The 17,714-nt window shown below is 61.7% G+C and carries 19 protein-coding genes and 4 pseudogenes; 7 read left to right on the forward strand and 16 right to left on the reverse strand.

Features of this window, described 5'->3' with window-relative positions:
* Nucleotides 1-31: 31 nt before the first annotated feature.
* Nucleotides 32-322: a hypothetical protein gene (locus AC0C6X_RS13395; protein ID WP_173519200.1), complete on the forward strand. Its 291-nt coding sequence runs from the start codon at nt 32-34 to the stop codon at nt 320-322.
* A gap of 461 nt (nt 323-783) precedes the next feature.
* On the opposite strand, the pseudogene AC0C6X_RS13400 reads toward AC0C6X_RS13395, so the two are convergent.
* From AC0C6X_RS13400 to AC0C6X_RS13410, 3 pseudogenes are all read right to left on the reverse strand, one after another.
* Nucleotides 784-1,055: pseudogene (locus AC0C6X_RS13400) on the reverse strand (WGR domain-containing protein).
* 2 nt (nt 1,056-1,057) lie between these two features.
* Nucleotides 1,058-1,240: pseudogene (locus tag AC0C6X_RS13405) on the reverse strand (ProQ/FINO family protein); the annotation flags it as partial.
* 74 nt (nt 1,241-1,314) lie between these two features.
* Nucleotides 1,315-1,804: pseudogene (locus AC0C6X_RS13410) on the reverse strand (DUF6428 family protein).
* 42 nt (nt 1,805-1,846) lie between these two features.
* Here AC0C6X_RS13410 and AC0C6X_RS13415 point away from each other — a divergent pair.
* Together AC0C6X_RS13415 and arsK are read left to right on the forward strand one after the other, a co-directional pair.
* The gene (locus AC0C6X_RS13415) at nt 1,847-2,212 is read left to right on the forward strand and encodes an ArsR/SmtB family transcription factor (RefSeq protein WP_173519199.1); all 366 of its coding nucleotides are present in this window, start codon (nt 1,847-1,849) and stop codon (nt 2,210-2,212) included.
* Nucleotides 2,205-3,452, forward strand: coding sequence for an arsenite efflux MFS transporter ArsK (gene arsK, locus AC0C6X_RS13420; protein WP_472953549.1), 1,248 nt, complete (start codon nt 2,205-2,207; stop codon nt 3,450-3,452). The genes AC0C6X_RS13415 and arsK overlap by 8 nt, the downstream gene beginning before the upstream one ends.
* Nucleotides 3,453-3,643: 191 nt before the next feature.
* Here the strand turns inward: arsK and arsH are convergent, their stop codons facing one another.
* From arsH to AC0C6X_RS13480, 12 genes are all read right to left on the reverse strand, one after another.
* Entirely contained in the window at nt 3,644-4,369 is a 726-nt protein-coding gene (gene arsH / locus AC0C6X_RS13425; RefSeq protein ID WP_472953551.1) for an arsenical resistance protein ArsH, read from the reverse strand.
* The gene (gene arsC, locus AC0C6X_RS13430) at nt 4,344-4,769 is read right to left on the reverse strand and encodes an arsenate reductase (glutaredoxin) (RefSeq protein WP_173519197.1); all 426 of its coding nucleotides are present in this window, start codon (nt 4,767-4,769) and stop codon (nt 4,344-4,346) included. The genes arsH and arsC overlap by 26 nt, the downstream gene beginning before the upstream one ends.
* Before the next feature lie 2 nt (nt 4,770-4,771).
* The gene (locus AC0C6X_RS13435) at nt 4,772-5,470 is read right to left on the reverse strand and encodes an aquaporin (protein ID WP_472953555.1); all 699 of its coding nucleotides are present in this window, start codon (nt 5,468-5,470) and stop codon (nt 4,772-4,774) included.
* Nucleotides 5,471-5,473: 3 nt separating this feature from the next.
* Nucleotides 5,474-5,983, reverse strand: a complete 510-nt coding sequence (locus AC0C6X_RS13440; RefSeq protein ID WP_173519195.1) for an arsenate reductase ArsC — start codon at nt 5,981-5,983, stop codon at nt 5,474-5,476.
* A 19-nt stretch (nt 5,984-6,002) separates the two neighbouring features.
* Entirely contained in the window at nt 6,003-6,362 is a 360-nt protein-coding gene (locus AC0C6X_RS13445; RefSeq protein WP_173519194.1) for an ArsR/SmtB family transcription factor, read from the reverse strand.
* A gap of 678 nt (nt 6,363-7,040) precedes the next feature.
* Nucleotides 7,041-7,325: an EF-hand domain-containing protein gene (locus AC0C6X_RS13450; RefSeq protein WP_173519193.1), complete on the reverse strand. Its 285-nt coding sequence runs from the start codon at nt 7,323-7,325 to the stop codon at nt 7,041-7,043.
* A gap of 332 nt (nt 7,326-7,657) precedes the next feature.
* Nucleotides 7,658-8,044, reverse strand: coding sequence for a DUF302 domain-containing protein (locus AC0C6X_RS13455; protein WP_247958856.1), 387 nt, complete (start codon nt 8,042-8,044; stop codon nt 7,658-7,660).
* Between the two features lie 73 nt (nt 8,045-8,117).
* Nucleotides 8,118-8,909 (reverse strand): sulfite exporter TauE/SafE family protein, encoded by a 792-nt coding sequence (locus tag AC0C6X_RS13460; protein ID WP_173519191.1) that lies wholly within the window; start codon nt 8,907-8,909, stop codon nt 8,118-8,120.
* 16 nt (nt 8,910-8,925) lie between these two features.
* Nucleotides 8,926-10,602 (reverse strand): bifunctional protein tyrosine phosphatase family protein/NAD(P)/FAD-dependent oxidoreductase, encoded by a 1,677-nt coding sequence (locus AC0C6X_RS13465; protein ID WP_173519190.1) that lies wholly within the window; start codon nt 10,600-10,602, stop codon nt 8,926-8,928.
* Nucleotides 10,603-10,616: 14 nt separating this feature from the next.
* Nucleotides 10,617-11,057 carry a DUF6691 family protein gene (locus AC0C6X_RS13470; RefSeq protein ID WP_173519189.1) on the reverse strand — a complete coding sequence of 147 codons (441 nt, stop codon included), beginning with the start codon at nt 11,055-11,057 and terminating at the stop codon, nt 10,617-10,619.
* On the reverse strand, nt 11,054-11,485 hold the full coding sequence (locus tag AC0C6X_RS13475; RefSeq protein ID WP_173519188.1) for a YeeE/YedE family protein: 432 nt from the start codon (nt 11,483-11,485) through the stop codon (nt 11,054-11,056). Before AC0C6X_RS13475 ends, AC0C6X_RS13470 begins: the two co-directional genes overlap by 4 nt.
* Before the next feature lie 5 nt (nt 11,486-11,490).
* On the reverse strand, nt 11,491-12,417 hold the full coding sequence (locus AC0C6X_RS13480) for an MBL fold metallo-hydrolase (protein WP_247958855.1): 927 nt from the start codon (nt 12,415-12,417) through the stop codon (nt 11,491-11,493).
* Nucleotides 12,418-12,541: 124 nt separating this feature from the next.
* Between AC0C6X_RS13480 and AC0C6X_RS13485 the strand changes: the two genes are divergently transcribed.
* Together AC0C6X_RS13485 and AC0C6X_RS13490 are read left to right on the forward strand one after the other, a co-directional pair.
* Entirely contained in the window at nt 12,542-13,186 is a 645-nt protein-coding gene (locus tag AC0C6X_RS13485; RefSeq protein WP_472953559.1) for a peroxiredoxin, read from the forward strand.
* Nucleotides 13,183-13,611: an ArsR/SmtB family transcription factor gene (locus AC0C6X_RS13490; RefSeq protein WP_472953562.1), complete on the forward strand. Its 429-nt coding sequence runs from the start codon at nt 13,183-13,185 to the stop codon at nt 13,609-13,611. Before AC0C6X_RS13485 ends, AC0C6X_RS13490 begins: the two co-directional genes overlap by 4 nt.
* A gap of 360 nt (nt 13,612-13,971) precedes the next feature.
* Here AC0C6X_RS13490 and AC0C6X_RS13495 read toward each other — a convergent pair.
* Nucleotides 13,972-14,376: pseudogene (locus AC0C6X_RS13495) on the reverse strand (TAXI family TRAP transporter solute-binding subunit); the annotation flags it as partial.
* Nucleotides 14,377-14,625: 249 nt separating this feature from the next.
* Between AC0C6X_RS13495 and AC0C6X_RS13500 the strand changes: the two are divergent.
* Nucleotides 14,626-15,345: an ABC transporter ATP-binding protein gene (locus AC0C6X_RS13500; protein WP_472953564.1), complete on the forward strand. Its 720-nt coding sequence runs from the start codon at nt 14,626-14,628 to the stop codon at nt 15,343-15,345.
* A gap of 5 nt (nt 15,346-15,350) precedes the next feature.
* A complete protein-coding gene (locus tag AC0C6X_RS13505) occupies nt 15,351-17,714 on the forward strand; it encodes an ABC transporter permease (protein ID WP_247958854.1) in 2,364 nt (787 codons plus the stop codon).

Below are 17,714 nucleotides of genomic sequence, written 5' to 3' on the forward strand. Positions count from 1 at the left end.
GAAGTGGCATAGCATCCACACGTTCCCCGCCATGTCTTCCATTCCCGCCTTTATCTCCGAATTGATCAGAGCCGCCAATGAGATCGAGAAGCTGACACCGCACGAGATGAGCCGTCTTCTTGACCGGTCTGTCGACACGATCCGCGATATGCGCGAGCAGACCGGAAGGGTTGGTAGTCGGCGCGCGAGGGACGTGCTGGTCGATTTGCAGGTTGCGTCGTCGCGCGCCCGAGATTTGTCACCAGAGGACGCGAGAGATACTCTTCTCGATGCGGCGGACCTCATCCGGGCGCTGCGGATCATGCAAGACGGTGAGGAATGAGCTCCGGTATCCGTTCAAGCGCGATTTCAGCCCAAATACCGTCTCCATTCGTGGTTCTCACAGTCGGGGTTGCGCATCTCGCTCCTATCCGCCCGACCGAGTGACGCCGGAAGCATAATGTTGCCGCTTACACATCTTGTTGCCGTCTCAAGGCTTCCTATCTGAACTAGCAGCCTCGACACGGAGCGCCGAGATGGATCAACAAGGTAGACAAACGGTCTCCGACCATCCAATCGAAATCATACCGCCGAAGCGCGACAACAGGAGCGCGCGCGACACCGTCACCTGCCTCTGTTGTCAAAAGAAGCGCCCAGCGACGAGCATGGACTCAGACGGTTGTGGGATCTGTGAAGAGTGCCTGGCGTCCTGACGCTGTCAGCGTGCGCAGATCGCGTCTAGTTCGCTATCGTCGACGCTGTGCCTGGTTCAAGCAGCAGCAATCTGTCCTTCGCCGCACAAGATCAAGTGGTCTGTTTTTCTCGCCGCGTCCCCGTCCGCGGGCGATATCCGCGCCGCAGCTTGCGGCGCGCCAAATCAAGGAAGAGGCCGACCGCGTCTTCTTCGCGCGAAAACTGATGCGCCGCCGTTTGTCCGCGCGCGCCAATCCGTCCCCGCGACGTGTGAGGCAGATTTCGCCGAAGAGGTTGCTGCCGATCTCGAGCGAATAGAAGCGCGCCATGTTCTTCGTCGTGTCCTTGCGTTCGATGTAGAGGCGATAGGGCTGCGTGATTATGCGCGCAGAGCCGAGACGCTGACTTCCGGTTTCAGCAGGGGACGGACGTCATTCCAGAGCCCGAGCGCAAAGGGGCTGGCCGGGTCGCCAACTTTCGCCGGAAGGATCCCGATTGGCCGGGTGAGGAGAGCGTTGATCGCCGCGGTTTTTCGCGACCTCTCGTTCGCGCGCCAGAATCGGCGCAGAGTGCGTTCGGGGAGATTTCGTCGCGTCCGCTTTCCGACCCATCGCAGCCCCCGCCAATCCAGGATGTCACGCTTTAAGAACCCGCTTGTGCCGGGGCGGTTTGTGCGGCGAGCCATCGATCGCGCGGTTTGCAGCTCGAAGGGCGCGGTGACAGGAGAATGAAAACGGCGTTGTCGCGCTCGACGGGTCGCCGGCGCAGTAAAGCTGCATCGGCTTGACACCATCGCTGACCTCGAAGGTCAGCTTGGCGGCCCCGTCGATGGCGACGTGTTCTGAAACCTTCCTGACGATGACGGAGAACTTGCCCGCCGTCATGTGCGTGCGATCGCCATCATCGACGTCCCAGAGCTGGACGAAGATTTCCGACCAGGCTTCTGGATTGGCTCCGCAATCCAAGGCAGAGAATTGGCCGGCCTTGACCTCGGTGACATGGTAACCCGGGCGGACAGCCTTGCCGTCGTATTCGAAGACGAGCGGCCTGAGGGCCACTTGTCCAAGTTTTTCCAACGGGGCGCCAGGGTGATGTGAGCGGGCGCGTATCGGGTATTGTCTATAAGCGTCATCTGCGCTACTCCATGATTCAATATTTCAAGGATTATTGAATCATGGAAGAGCGTCAAGCCCTCCTGTCCTTTGCGGCCCTGTCGCAAGAGACCCGCCTCGGCATTGTCAGAACGCTCGTCGTGGCCGGCCCCGACGGCATGGCGGCTGGTGCGATCGCGGAGGCGATGGCCGTTTCACCATCAAATGTCTCCTTCCACCTGAAGGAGCTGGAGCGAGCCGGATTGATCGCGCAAAGGCGTGAATCGCGCTCGATCGTCTACAGCGCGAACTACGATGCACTGTCCGGTCTCGTGAAGTTCCTGATGGAGGATTGCTGCGCCGGGCACGCCCGCGTGCGCGCCCTCCTCGAGCAGGACGACAATTGCTGCTCGCCCTCGTCCGCGACCGCTGAAGGCGGGAATGTCTAAGATGAAGCCCGACGCTCCCGCGGCAACAACCGTTCCGCTCACTCCCGCCATCCCGGCGCGCATCGTCGCCGCGCTTGGCCTCACCCAGATCATCGGTTACGGCACGCTCTACTACAGCTTCAGCATCCTCGCGCCGGGCATGGCAAGCGACCTCGGGCTCAGTGTCGAGCAGGTGTTCGGCGTCTTCTCCGCGTCACTTTTCGTGGGCGGGCTTTCGGCGACTTTCATCGGCCGCTGGATGGATCGCTTCGGCGCAGCGATGATTATGACCGTCGGCTCGGTCCTTTCCGCGCTGGCCTTGCTCCTGTGCGCCTGGTCTCCATCGATCGCGGTGTTTGCCGCTTCGGTCGTCCTCCTGGAGGTGGCCTCCGGCATGGTGCAATACCAGGCGGCCTTTGCGACCCTCGTCGAAAGCCGTCCGCGGGCCGCCGCGCGCAGCATCACCTATCTCACCTTGATCGCCGGCTTTGCCTCGACACTCTTCTGGCCGATCGCCGCAAACCTGCGCGAACACTTCACCTGGCGCGAAATCTACGTCGCCTACGCTGTTCTCAATTTGCTCGTCTGTTTCCCGCTCCATTATCGGATCATGTGCGGCAGAGGGTCCGAAGCGAGCGCACTTGCACGCGAGGATCGGGAGGTGGTCGTCGGCGCGTTGCCGGCCGAGGTCAGGCGGCGTGGACTGCGTCTTGTTTCCCTGGCGTTTGCGCTGCAGGGATTCGCGCTTTCCGCGATGCTGACGCATATGGTTCCGATGCTCGGAGCCATCGGCTTCGGAACGGCGGCCGTGGTGATCGGCTCGTTGTTCGGGCCTGCGCAGGTTCTAAGCCGGCTGATCAACATGGCGTTCGGCAAAAATGTGTCGCCGCCCGCACTCGCGACCCTCTCCGCCGCATTGATCGTCACGGCGGTTGTCATCCTCAGCCTGTCGGGAACCTGGCTGCCCGGGGCTGCAGCCTTCGCGATCTGCCTTGGCCTAGGGTCCGGCATCAACAGCATTGCCCAGGGCTCGCTGCCTCTGTGGCTGTTCGGGTCGTTGGGCTACGGCGCGATCACAGGCCGCATGGCCGCCACCCGGTTGGCGGCAGGCGCCGTGGCCCCCTTCGTCCTCTCCGTCCTCATGGAGCGTTTCGGGATCGATGTTGCCTTGACCGTCAGTGCCTTGCTCGGTGCGGTCGGCGTCGCAGCATTCGTCGCGGTGACGGCGGCCGCGAAGCGCGCGGCCGCTGTGACGCCATGAGGACCGGCGCCGCCCGTGTTATCGATAAGCGAAATACATAACAATGCCGCCGATCAGCTGTGCGAGCCCGACCACGATGCAGGTGCCGATCAGGACGGGCTTCCACCAGGGTTTGGTCCAATCGATCTTTTGCTTTTGTATTCCCTCACTCACTCATCGGCCATTGTCGCTGCTTGCGGGCAAAAGCGTGGTCAGATTGATTTGAGCTTGACGCACTGTTCCAGCTTCTCCGAGGTCTCCTTGCGTTCGCTGTAGCGCTCGACGAGATAGGCCGATGCATCGCGGGTCAGCAGCGTGAACTTCACCAGTTCCTCGCAGACATCGACGACCCGGTCGTAGTAGGAGGACGGCTTCATGCGACCGTTTCCATCGAACTCCTGGTAGGCTTTGGCGACCGACGACTGGTTCGGGATGGTGATCATGCGCATCCAGCGCCCGAGCAGGCGAAGCGTGTTGACGGCATTGAAGGACTGTGAACCGCCCGACACCTGCATGACAGCAAGCGTCTTTCCCTGCGTCGGCCGGATAGAGCCGATCGACAGCGGAATCCAGTCGATCTGCGCCTTCATGATCCCGGTAATCGCCCCGTGCCGTTCCGGACTCACCCATACCTGGCCCTCCGACCACGCCGAAAGTGCGCGCAGTTCCTGGACCTTCGGATGGCTGACCGGCGCGTCGTCCGGAAGCGGCAGCCCTGAGGGATCGAAGAAGCGCACCTCGGCCCCAAAGTGTTCGAGCAGGCGTCCGGCCTCCACGGCCAGCAATCGGGAATAGGACACCTGGCGGACCGAGCCGTAGAGGATCAGGATGCGCGGCGGGTGGCTCGAGAACGGCGGCCGAAGCGCGTCGAGATCGGGCTTCTGAAGATGGCGCAGATCGGCGGCAGGAAGATCAGACAATACGTCGGCCCTCGTCATCGAGAATCTTCTCGCCGTCCTCCTTGACGAACGCGGCCTTGAAGGCGTCGGCAGACAGGATGTCGAGAACCGCCTCCGATGGCCGAGCCAGCCGCGTGCCCATCGGGGTGACGACGAATGGGCGATTGATGAGGATAGGATGCTCGAGCATCGCTGTCAGGAGCTGGTCGTCCGAGAGAGTTGCGTCATCAAGGCCGAGATCCAGATAGGGCGTTCCTTTTTCGCGGATCGCCTCGCGAACAGAGAGCCCGGCGTCGCGGATCATCCGGGCAAGCTCATCCCGGCTTGGCGGCGTCTTCAGATACTCGACGACAGTCGGCTCGATGCCGGCGTGGCGGATCAGCGCCAGCGTGTTGCGCGAGGTCCCGCAGGCGGGGTTGTGGTAGATGGTGACGTCCATGGTTATTCGGTTCCCTTGGCCATGATTGCCGCTATTGAGGTGTTTCGCTCGGTGAGCATCCAGCCTACGATGACCGTGGCGACCAGCGCACCGAGGACCTCGGCGCCGACGAAAGCTGGGACATCCGTCGGACGGATGCCCGCAAACGTGTTGGAGAAAGCGCGGGCCACAGCCACCGCAGGGTTCGCGAACGACGTCGAGGCCGTGAACCAGTAAGCCGCTGTGATGTAGAGGCCGACGAGCCATGGGATCGCGTCACCACGGAAGCGAAGTCCCGTCAGGATCGTGAGCACAAGCCCGAACGTGGCGACCACTTCAGCAATCCATTGGCCTGAGCCGGTGCGGACGGCTTCCGACAGTTGTAGCAGCGGCAGGTCGAACATCGCGTGAGCGATCACCGTCCCGACGATGCCGCCGGTGATCTGCGCAAGGACGTAGAGCGCCGCGGCAGGTACCTCGATCTCTCGCCGTGCCGCAAACACCATGGTGACAGCAGGATTGAAGTGGGCGCCGGAGATCGGGCCGAGAATGCTAATCAGCACGACGAGGATAGCACCCGTCGGTATGGTGTTGCCGAGCAGCGACACCGCGACGTCGTCAGAAAGACGGTCGGCCATGATTCCGGAGCCGACGACGGTGGCGACCAGGATGGCCGTGCCGAGGACTTCCGCGGCTAGGCGGCGCTTGAGATCGAATGCCATGTTTCAGCCGGCCTTCTGAATGTTGCGGCCGATCTCATCGAGCCTTTTCTGCAGCGCGAGCTTGTCGAGGCTCGGCATCGGCAGGCTCACGAAGATCGAGATGCGATTGTTGAGCATGCGGTAGGTCTCGGCGAAGGCGAAGTGCCGCTCGGCCTCGCTGCCTTCGGCCGCGGCGGGATCAGGCACGCCCCAATGCGCCGTCATCGGCTGCCCCGGCCACACGGGACAGGCCTCGGCGGCGGCGTTATCGCAGACGGTGAAGACGAAATCCATTTGCGGTGCGCCGGGTGCAGCGAATTCGTCCCAAGCCTTCGAACGGGCGAAGGACGTGTCGTAGTTCAGCCTCTTGAGGAGTTGCAGGGCAAACGGATGCACTTCCCCCTTCGGTTGCGAGCCTGCCGAATAGGCGTTGAACTTGCCCATGCCAAGCCTGTTGAGGATGGCTTCGGCGATGATCGAGCGGACGGAGTTGCCCGTGCATAGAAAAAGGGCGTTGTAGACTTTGTCGCTCATGGGCGCTCTCCAGTTTGGCTCAACAGGCCTGCGTCTCCTCCCCAGGAGCGCAGCAGGGGGTCAGGTCGGAAATCAATGGCGCGCAGAGACTGGCGTTGCCGCCGCAGCAGTCCTGCAGGAGGTAGACCATGACGGCGCGGAACCGATTGAGGTCGACGTGGTAGACGATCGAGCGGCTGTGCCGCTCGCCCCGCACCAGTCCGGCCTGCGACAGTGTCGCAAGATGCGCCGACATGGTGTTCTGCGGCACGTCGACGAGCTTAGCCAGTTCGCCCGCCGGCACCCCTTCGGGTTCGCGTTCGACCAGCAGGCGGAACGTGCGTAGGCGCGTTGGCTGGGCAAGGGCAGCAAGCGCTGCAATTGTCTGATTATCATCCATATATCCAGAATAATGGATGTATATGACAGTTCAATGACATGACAGTATTTTGAACCGTTCCCTTGGGACGGCGTCACCCGTGGCTCTCGTCGCCGCGGGCATCGGGATCAGCACTTTCTCTATCGCCGACCGGACCGCGGTTTCGACGGGGCGGCCGATGAGGAGCCTCTCTGATGCGTAAGTAGGCGCCCAGGACGACTGGGAGTTCGGCAGCCGGCGGTCCGGCTCGTCGGGAGGCGTTGCCCTCGCCGCTCCAGCGTTGTTGCGATATGGGCGATCAAGGGGGCATGCCCACCTGGCGCCAGAATCAACCGCCGCCCGATGGCGACAACAACGTCGTCTTCTGTCGTCAGCCAATCGACCGGCTGCTCGGCCAGGCGTTCCATGCACCGAATACGCGCCGCTGTGGACAGGCCGGTCAGGTTCGATGTGGCATAGATGCCGGCTGAGGCTCGCAGGTCCTGCAAGCGCTGAACGAGGTTGCCTCTGGCCAGAGATCCGGTGATCGCTTCCAAGCGGCAGATATCATTGATGCAACGGTCGAGCCGCCTTGTCGCAGCACGGACAGCGACATTCGACGCACGCCGCAAGTAGAAGCCACAGTTATCGCAGAAATGTTGCGGGACGAGCTCGCCCTGGTCGAAGGCCGCGATGCGATTGGCGCAGGAAGGGCATCGGTCACGCAATCCGCCCGTCTGGTTTTACCATGAGCTGACTGCACAGGACCCGTCCATCCTTGTCGGTATCGGCCGCTTCGAAGCGAGCCTTGCCGGCCGCCATGAACTCCGCCTTGCTGACCTTGCCGCTCTTGTCGTGGTCCATTTCAGCGAACCGGATCTTCTTGCGCTCCTGCATCGCCTTTTGCCGTGCCTCATTGAAGCCTCGTCCAGGCCCCATGCGCAAACTCATATATTCGTCCTCGGTCAAATCACCGTCGTCATCACCATCCATCGCGGCAAACACCGATTCCCGTCATCGCTGATCATGCCGTCATCATTGGTGTCGATGGCGCCGAGACGCTGCATCATTCCAGGGCCAGGACCCTGTCGCCAACCTCATCGCGGTCCGAAGTCGTCGTCGGCGAGCGTCTGCCCTGACAACATCCCAAGGGTCAGCACTACAATCATGGAACGCTTGTACATCGCTCTGCTCCTGCTCGGTGAAAATCAAAGTTATGTCGCTGACCGGCATTGGGCATTGATCGACATGAACGACGGACGGACTGGCCGACAACGAGCGGCTCTATCTGGGCCGCCTTCCGGACCTTCTTACCGCGCGATGAGCGCTGTGACCGTTCAGAGGCCCTCGATTACGCGCTCCAGCATCGACCGCACCCGCTTGGCCGCCTCCAAAAGCGTTGGATTGCCGATCGCCTGCATGGAGGCAACAGGATCGATGGCGGCGACCTCGATGTTGCCACCACCGGCATCCTGTATGATGACGTTGCACGGCAGCATCGTCCCGACCTTATCCTCGATGTTGAGCGCCTCATACGCCATGCGCGGGTTGCAGGCACCGAGGATTCGATAAGGACGGAAGTCCACGTCGATCTTCTTCTTAAGGGTCTCTTTGACGTCGATGTCGGTGATGACGCCAAAGCCGGCGGCCTTCAACGCGCCCGTCGTTCGCTGTACCGCCTCGTCAAAGCCGCATGACAATGTTTTTGCGAAGTAGTAGCTCATTGGACTTCCCTTCGTCGGTTTTCATCGACGCATTTCAGCCTGCTTCGAAATGATCTCCTCGGTGCGCGTGAGATCAAGCCGCAGCAATTTGGCCCACGGCCCTGTAGATCATGTAGCCGGCAACCACGAAGATCAGTGAGGCGAACAGGCTATTGAGCACGCCTTTCCTGGCTGAAAGATGGGCCGCGACAAACGCGCCGAACGCTCCGCCTGCGACACCGCCGAGGATGAAGACGGCAGCCAGTGCCCAATCGACATAGCCGGAAAGAGCGTAGTTGATGGCTGTCGTCAGCCCGAGCGCGGTGACGGCGACGAGCGAGGAGCCGATGGCGTTGATGATTGGCATTCCTGTCGCGGCAATCAGTCCGGGGACGATGAGGAACCCGCCGCCAATGCCGAAGAACCCCGACAGGATACCGGTCATGCCGCCGAAACCCAGGACTTTCGAGGCGTTCTCGGGACTGCATTGGGCGCCCGGATTGCCTTCGGCATCTCGCCGCTTGAACATCAGTGCGCCGATGACCAGCATCAGGAGGGCGAACAGTATTAGCAGGTGCTGACCGTTGACCATTTTGCCGAGCGTGGAGCCGAGGAACGCGCCCACGACGCCGGCGGCACTGTAGACGGCGGCACATCGCCATTTGACGTTGCCGAGGCGAGCATGGCCGACAAGGTTCGTAAAAGCGTTGGCGGCGACGGCGAGCGCACTGGTGCCGATCGCCAGATGCGCGCTCGGCACGCCGACGAGATAGACCATCAGCGGGACGGCAAGGATCGAACCACCGCCACCGAAGAGCCCGAGAGTGAAGCCAACCAGGACGCCGGACAGCCCTCCGAGCAGATATTGTAGAGCATCGAGATACATGAATGTCCTTGGGGTGCTATGCGGCCTCGGCCTTGAGTTCCGGCGATGCAAGCCATTCGCGGCCCTTAAGCATCGCGTGCCAATAGATCGGCGGCATGGCTTCGGCCTTCAGATAGCAAGCCAGCGTCGATGGTTTGGTGCCGTCGATGAGCCACGTCGGAAATGTCGGCAGGAGTTTGCCGCCGTAGCCGAACTCCGCGAGCACGATCTTGCCGCGCTCGACCGTAAGCGGGCAGGACCCATAACCATCATAGGCGGCCGGCATCGTTCGCCCGTCCATGACCGCGAGAAGGTTCTCGGCCACGATCGGTGCCTGCTTGCGGGCCGCGGCCGCGGTCTTGGCATTCGAGGTGGCGGCGCCATCGCCGAGCGCGAAGATGTTGGAGAAACGCTTGTGCTGCAGACTCGTTTCGTCGACATCAATCCAGCCGCCTCCGGCAGCAATCGGGCTCTCGCGGACAAAATCCGGGGCAACCTGCGGCGGACAGACGTGAATCATGTCGAACTCGCGTGTGACTGTCGTTGCCTGCCCGTCGGCGCCGGTTACGGAGAACGTGGCCACCTTGGCATCAGCGTCGACGGCTGTCAGGTGCGATCCAAAATTGAGGTTCGCCCTGTAGCGCTTCACATATTTCATCAGCGCCGGCACATAGTCCTTGACGCCGAACAGCACCGGAGCTGCTGTGTGGAACTCTGTGGCGATGTCGTTGATGCGACCCTGCCGGTACCAATGGCCTCCCGAGAGATACATCGCCTTTTGCGGCGCGCCGGCGCACTTGATCGGCATGGGCGGCTGCGTGAAGAGCGCACGCCCTCCTTTCAGGTTCTGCACGAGTTGCCAGGTGTAGGGCGCCGCGTCGTAGCGATAGTTCGACGTCACGCCATTGCGGCCGAGCGATTCCTCAAGGCCTTCGATTCCGGACCAGTTGAGTTTGAGGCCGGGGGCGGCCACCAGCATGCGGTAGCCCAACCGGCGGCCATCGCTCAGGACAACCTGGTCATGTTGCGGATCGAACTCGGTGACGGCCGCCTGTTCCCAGCGGATGCCGGACGGTATGACCGATCGCATTGGGCGAACGGTATCGGCCGGCTTGAAGATGCCGCCGCCGACCATGGTCCAGCCTGGTTGATAGGCATGTCGATCCAAGGGGTCGACGATGGTTATGTTGCGAAAGGGACGCCGCTTCAGCAGGCTCGTAGCCGCTGCAATGCCGGCGGCGCCTCCACCGACCACGAGTACGTCGCACGCGGCTGAGACACATTTTGTGGTTCGCCGTTGAGACCCCTCCAGGCGCGAGCGAAGCGCGTTAAGGTCGTAGCCGGCTTCCGCTGCGGTCGCCATCACATGCTCGACACTGGTCGTCTCGGCCGTCGACAGGGCCCAAAGCGTCGCCGAGCGCGTGCCCGATCGACAGTAGGCAAGAATTGGCTTTGGTAGAACCGCCAAGGCTTCGCGGAAGAGGGCTATGTCGTTGTCTGTGATGTTTGAACCGATGACCGGAATGTGGCGGAAGTCGAGGCCCGCGCCCATGGGGGCCTGGCAGACGTCAGCGCCGGTGGATTGGTCGGCTTCCTCGGCATCCGGTCGGTCGCAGATGATGGATTTGAATCCGAGCGCCGCTAGCTCGTTCGTATTCTCAAGCCCGATCTGCGGTGACACGCTGATCGTGTCATCAATCTTGCGGATGTCCATGCTGTTCTTCCTCCTCATCGAAAATTGTAATTCGGAAGGCGCCGGCCGAGCGAAAAGCGATAGGCCGACATCCCGACCAGCATGGCCGCGACGAACAGGGCAGCCTCCCACCGCCCTGTCGATAATGCAGCAACGGCGGGACCGGGGCAGAAACCCACCAGCCCCCAGCCAAGCCCGAACAGGGCCGCGCCAGTCACCAGTTTCCAGTCGATCGAGGCATTCGCCGGCACAAAGAATCGGCTGTCGAGCAAGGGCGCCGAGTGGCGGCCGCGGATGATGTAGGCCACGGCGGAGGGGATCAGCGCACCACCCATGACAAAGGCCAGCGACGGATCCCAGTTGCCGGCGACATCGAGGAAAGCCAGCACGCGTGCTGGATTAATCATGTCCGAGATCACCAGGCCGGTCCCGAAGATGAGGCCGCAGATAATCGATGCTGCGATGCGGGCAGTCATGACTGGACTCCAAGAAGATGGCGCGTGACGAAGACGGTGACAGCCGCGATGGCCATGAAGATCGCCGTCGCCGCGATCGAACGTGGCGAAAGACGAGCTAGGCCGCAGACGCCATGACCGCTCGTGCAGCCCGATCCGAGCCGTGTGCCGTAGCCGACGATCAGTCCGGCAACGATCAGCAGCGCGGGCGAGGAGGTGATGGTGATGTGGGGTTGTCGGATGAGGTGGGACGCGAGCCACGCGCCGGCGATGATGCCGGCGAGAAAGCCCAGTCCCAACTTACTGATGCCGTCATGTGTCAGGCCCGCCGCAGCGGCCGCAAGACCGGAAATCCCGGCGATCCGTCCGTTCAGCAGAAGGTATAGCCCAGCCGATATACCGATCAGAAGGCCGCCGGCGAGCGGCCAGAGATAGTTGATTTCAATCATCGCGCTCACAACACGTTCACGGGGATTTTCAGGTACTGCACGCCGTTGTCCTCAGGCGGTGGAAGTCTGCCGCCGCGCATGTTGACCTGCACCGATGGCAGGATCAGGTTCGGCATGGAAAGCGTCGCGTCCCGCTCGTTGCGCATCTTGACGAACGCATCTTCGTCAACGCCCTCGTGCACGTGAACATTGCCGGTCCGCTCTGCGCCGACGGTGGTCTCCCAGGCATATTCATCGCGGCCAGGCGCCTTGTAGTCGTGGCACATGAACATCCGGGCCTCGTCCGGCAGACGCGTCAGGCGCTGAATCGAGCGATAGAGCCGGCGGGCGTCGCCGCCCGGAAAGTCGCAACGCGCGGTGCCATAGTCCGGCATGAACAGCGTGTCGCCGGCGAACACTGCATCGCCGATGATGTAGGCGAGGCAAGCGGGTGTGTGTCCCGGTACATGCAAGACGGTCGCTTCGAGGCGGCCGACCTTGAACCGGTCGCCGTCCCGAAAGAGCTGATCGAACTGGCTGCCGTCCCTTTGGAATTCGCTACCGGCATTGAAAATCTTGCCAAACACTTCCTGGACCCGGATGATCTCGCGACCAATCGCCAGCGCGCCACCGAGTTCCGCCTGCAGAAACGGAGCTGCGGACAGATGATCCGCATGGGCGTGCGTCTCCAGAAGCCACTGCACTTCGAGATTTTCGGATTTCACGTAATCGATGAGCGCGCGCGCCGAAGCGTTCATCGTCCGGCCGGCGGCCGGATCGTAATCGAGCACGCTGTCGATGACGGCGCAGGCGTTCGAGCCCGGATCGCGAACGACGTGGCTGATGGTGAATGTGGCGGGGTCGAAGAAGGATGTGACGGCGGGGCTTTTCGATGCATCGTCTTGGGCGGCGAGGATGACGTCGCGAGCGTGGGAGAGTGCGGTGTCCGACATGGTTAACCTCCTGGTTGGACCCACTACATATATATTTACATTAAATATGCAAGTATGTATTTAATGGAATCGTGAAAACTTCTGAGCTATAGGCGAAGAAGCATGGCCGATCAGGAGATTTGGAATGGACGACACCGATTCAGGGATCGAGGTGCGATCTCTCAGGATCAACGATATCGCGCCTGGCTTCTCGGCTCGATCGACGACGGGAGAGCTGTCGCTTGCCTCCTATCGTGGCCGCTGGGTCCTGTTCTTTTCGCACCCGGCGGATTTCACCCCGGTTTGCACGAGCGAATTCATAGCCTTGGCACGTGCAAAGGGGAGGTTTTCGGCACTCGAGTGCGAACTGTTGGGTCTCTCGGTGGACAGCCTGTACGCGCACGTTGCCTGGCTGCGCGATATCGAGCGGAGCTTCGGAGTAAGGGTGGATTTCCCGGTGATCGAGGATCCGTCGATGGCGATTGCACGAGCCTATGGCATGCTCGACAGTGCCTCGCCGAGCAGCGCCACGGTCCGGGCTACCTATGTCATCGATCCTGAAGGCGTCATCCGCGCCATCGTCTGGTATCCCATGAATGTCGGCCGGTCCGTGGACGAACTTCTGCGCCTTGTCGAAGCCTTGCAGGCGTCCCTGGAGGAAGGCGCATCCACACCAGAGGGCTGGCGGACTGGTGATCCGCTCGTCGAGGCAGCGGCAACGACCATGGAGGAGGCGGAAACGGCCAATGGGTCGAAGGGCGCCTGGTACTATCGGGAACGGGTCGCATGATGAGGAAAGACATTCCCGTCGAAGCATTGCAGGACAAAGCAGCCGAGGCGGCCGAATTCATGCGGTTGTTCAGCACACCAGGCCGCCTGATGCTGCTCTGCCATATCGCTCAGCAAGAACGGTCAGTCAGCGACATCCAGAATGATCTTGGGCTGAAGCAGCCGGCACTTTCGCAACAACTTGCGGAACTGCGCCAGGCAGGCCTGGTCAAGACGCGTCGGGAGTCGCGCACGATCTACTACTCCGTTGCCGATGAACGGGTCGAAGCGGTCATGGGCCTGCTCCTCGACCTCTTCTGCGGCACCGACCGCTATCCGCAATCCTCGCGCGACAGGCAACCTGCGCCTTTATCGTCGTCAGACACCGCGCGGAAGGCGGATATCGGCGAAGCGGCGCAGTTCGCGCGGTTGGATCCGGCGCGGTAGGCTATACCTCGGCCACGTCGAAGGGGCCGCCACAATTTGCCAGCCATGTTGGCCAGCAGTGGGAAAATCAGCACCGTAACGAAACCGACATGGATTGCGCGCACGAGCTGGCTCGGCGGGTCGACAAAATGGGTCGCCGTGGCGATCTGAAACATGGAAAATAGGAAAGCGATTGCAAAGAGCAGGCGCCCTTCGCTTGTCGCGGGAAATGCGCCCGCGAGCGCGTCGTGTTTGTTGAGATCGACGGTCGTTCTGCCGGCCGGTGCATCGTTGTCGTGCATCATTTCCTCCCGAAATATCCGCTGGAAGAGGACGTCCATGCGGCAATCCTCCGTCGTCGCATGGACGGTCTCAAATCCGTCAGAGCAGCCCCTTTTCCTTATAGTAGCGCTCCGCACCCGGATGCAGAGGGATCGGCATGCTCTTCACTGCGTCCTCAAGCTTGATTTTCTCGGCGGCCTTGTGAGCGGCTGCCATGGCCGGCAGGTTCTCGAAAAGCTGTTTGGTCATCTGATAGGCGGTCTCGTCGGAAACCTTGGAATGTGTAACGAGAAAGTTGACGACCGCGACCATCGGAACGTCCTTGTACTGGCCTTGATAGGTCCCTGCCGGAACTATTGCGGCGATGTAGGGCGCCCCGAGCTTGGCGGCGATGGCCTCAGGCACCGACACCATCTGCACATCGAGCGATGTCGCGAGGTCCTTGAAGGACGAGACACCGAGGCCTGCCGACTGGAGTGTCGCGTCGAGCTGGCGGTTCTTCATTGAAATGCTGAACCACCAAGGGAAACACGTTGCCCCTGGTGAGCCATCGCAACGGGGCCGAGGCCGCCAAGGTTTACTCTCGGGCGCCCGTCCTTCTCAGCAGTTGTGCTCTGCTGCTCCCGCCACCATAAGCCAAAGGATCTGGTAGAGTAGTCGATCCGGGAGATCGAGACCCTCGGAACGGTATCTGCTTGACGGCGGCGAGGGCGGGACATTTGCAACGCCACGCCTGGATTCCGGGAGCCAGCAATGGAAAACGAGAAATCGGCTATTGCCCTTGAGGGGCGAAAACTCACCAAGACCTATCGTATGGGTACGGTTGAAGTTCTCGCCTTGCGTGGCGTGGACGTTAACCTTCGCGAGGGTGAACTGGTGGTTCTGTTGGGGCCATCTGGAAGCGGAAAGTCAACTCTGCTCAACATTCTCGGCGGTCTCGACCCGCCCACCAGCGGCGATGTCCTGTTTCGCGATCAGCGGCTGGCGATGGAGAGTGAACGCGCCCTCAACCTCTATCGGCGCAATCACGTCGGCTTCGTATTCCAGTTCTACAATCTGATCCCCAGCCTGACGGCCTGCGAAAACGTCTCCCTCGTGACCGAAATTACCAGGAACCCAATACCGCCCCTTGAGGCCCTGTCGATCGTCGGCCTTGGCGAGAGGCTGGATCATTTTCCGGCACAGCTTTCCGGCGGCGAACAGCAGCGGGTCGCAATTGCCCGAGCGATCGCCAAGCGACCAGACGTGCTCCTGTGCGACGAGCCGACGGGTGCGCTTGATAGCAAGACCGGCATCCTTGTGCTTGACGCTATCCTCAAGATCAATCGCGAGCTTGGAACGACTACCGCGCTCATCACCCATAACGCGGTTATTGCCGACATTGCCAATCGCGTACTCTACTTTGCTGATGGGCGCATTGTCGAAACACGGCGGAACGCCGTCCAACGTGCCCCCGGCGAACTGGCCTGGTGATCATGATGGGCAGTCTCGATCGAAAGCTGCTTCGTGAACTCTGGAGGCTAAGGGCCCAGGTTCTTGCGATTGCGCTCGTGATTGCATCCGGTACTGCCCTGCTCATCATGGCGCTGACCACCATCGAAGCTCTGGAGGAGACGACCGCCGCCTATTACGAGCGAACGCGTTTTGCCGATGTGTTTGCGCAGGTGAAGCGCGCTCCTGAATATCTTGCGCGCGAGATCTCGGATATCCCAGGCGTCCGCGTCGCCGAGACGCGCATTGTCGAAGGCGCCATTCTCGATATGCCGGGCTTTGCGGAGCCGGTCGTTGCCAACTTACATTCGCTGCCTGAACGAAGCTCTCAGCTTTTGAACGTGTTGGTAATCCGGACCGGTCGCCCAATCGACCCGACGCGCGCCGACGAGGTGGTAGTCAGCGAACCCTTCGCCGAAGCCCATCACTTGAGGCTCGGTGACAGCTTCGACGCAGTCTTAAGGGGGCGCAAACGTACGTTGCAGGTTGTGGGCACCGCCCTTAGCCCGGAATTCGTCTACGCTATCGCCCCGGGCGGGCTCATGCCGGACGATGAGCGTTTCGGCATTCTGTGGATGGGTCACGAGGCGCTGGCGGCCGCTTTCGACCTCAAGGCTTCCTTCAACAGCGTCACGCTGAGCCTCCTGCCCGGCGCCGACGAAAGGGACGTCATCCGCCGGCTCGACAACCTTCTGGTTCCCTTCGGCACCACCGGCGCCTACGGTCGTGCCGACCAGACCTCGAACTGGTTCCTGGAAAGCGAAATCGCCCAACAGAAGAACTTGTCCCGCATCATGCCGACCATCTTCCTGGCGGTCGCCGCCTTTCTGACGAACATGGTGATGGCGCGGCTAATCGAGACCGAGCGTCGCGAGATCGGGCTACTGAAGGCTTTTGGCTACGGCAATTTAGCAATCGGCTGGCACTACGCCAAGATGGTCCTTGTCATCGGCACGCTTGGCATCCTGATCGGCTCACTGGTCGGCGCCTGGCTCGGACACTGGAACACCGAGCTCTACACGAAATTCTACCGGTTCCCCTTCCTGCTCTATCGCCCCGGCCCCGCCGGCTTCGTGATCGCCGGGGCAATCAGTCTAGGTGCGGCGCTCGCCGGCAGCCTCGCCGCGGTCCGTCGCGCCGTCCGGCTCCCGCCTGCGGAAGCCATGCTGCCCCCTTCCCCGCCCATCTATCGTCGTACCTGGGCATCGCGGACCGCGCTCGCCGGTGCGCTAGACGAGCCGTCGCGCATGATATTAAGACGCATCATCAGGTGGCCAGTCAGGGCGCTTCTCGCCAGCCTCGGCCTTGCAATGTCGATGGCAGTGCTAATCATGGCACTGCAATGGGTCGACGCTATCGATTCCCTTGCCGAAACAGTCTTCGAACGTGGGCAGCACCAGGACGCGACCGTTGCCTTCAACGACCTGCAACCCATCGACACAGTTGGAGACTTCGAGGGGCTGCCCGGTGTCCTGGCGGCGGAACCCTACCGCTATGCTTCGGCGCGCATCAGTCACGGGCACCTTGTCGAGAGACAAGGCATAATCGGCGTCCCGCCCGGTGCAATCCTCAGTCCCGTCTTCGACGTCGATCGCGGTCCGATCGAGGTCCCGCCCGGCGGACTCATGGTATCGCGCAAGCTCTCCGAGCTGCTTCACGTAAGCGCCGGCGATACCGTGAGCGTTGAACTCCTGGAAGGGCGCCAGGCGCGATTAAGCCTTCCGGTAGCTCAGGTCTTCGAAACCCATCTCGGCACTCCCGCCTACATGGACATGTACGCGCTGAACCGGATAGCGGGCGACGGTCGCGTCGTGAGCGGACTGCATATCCTCGTCGATGCCCCGAGCCGCGCGACGTTGTTGGCAAAACTGAAGGACATCCCCAACGTCGCGGCGGTGCTCTTCCGGCAGGCTGCAATCGACACCTTCTACAAGACCATGGGCGAAACCATCTTTATCTTCATCGGCTTTTTCGTCGCCTTCTCGATGACCCTCTCCGTCGGCGTCACCTATAACTCGATCCGCATTGCACTATCCGAACGGGCGCGAGAACTCGCGACGCTGCGCGTGCTCGGTTTCAGTCGTTGGGAAATCTCCTACATCCTGCTCGGCGAAGTCGGCATTCTGACGTGGGTCGCCATCCCGCTCGGCGCGGCGATCGGCTACGGCCTCGCATGGTACATGACCAGCGCCTTCGAGACGGAACTCTACCGCGTGCCGCTCGTCCTGCGGGATTCGACCTACGGCAAGGCGGCGTTGATCGCGCTTGCTGCCACGCTTGTCTGCGCTGCGGTCGTGCGGCGGCGGCTCGATCGTCTGGACCTGATAGCGGTGCTGAAGACAAGGGAGTAG

This window comes from Ensifer sp. VA4, from assembly GCF_055710065.1.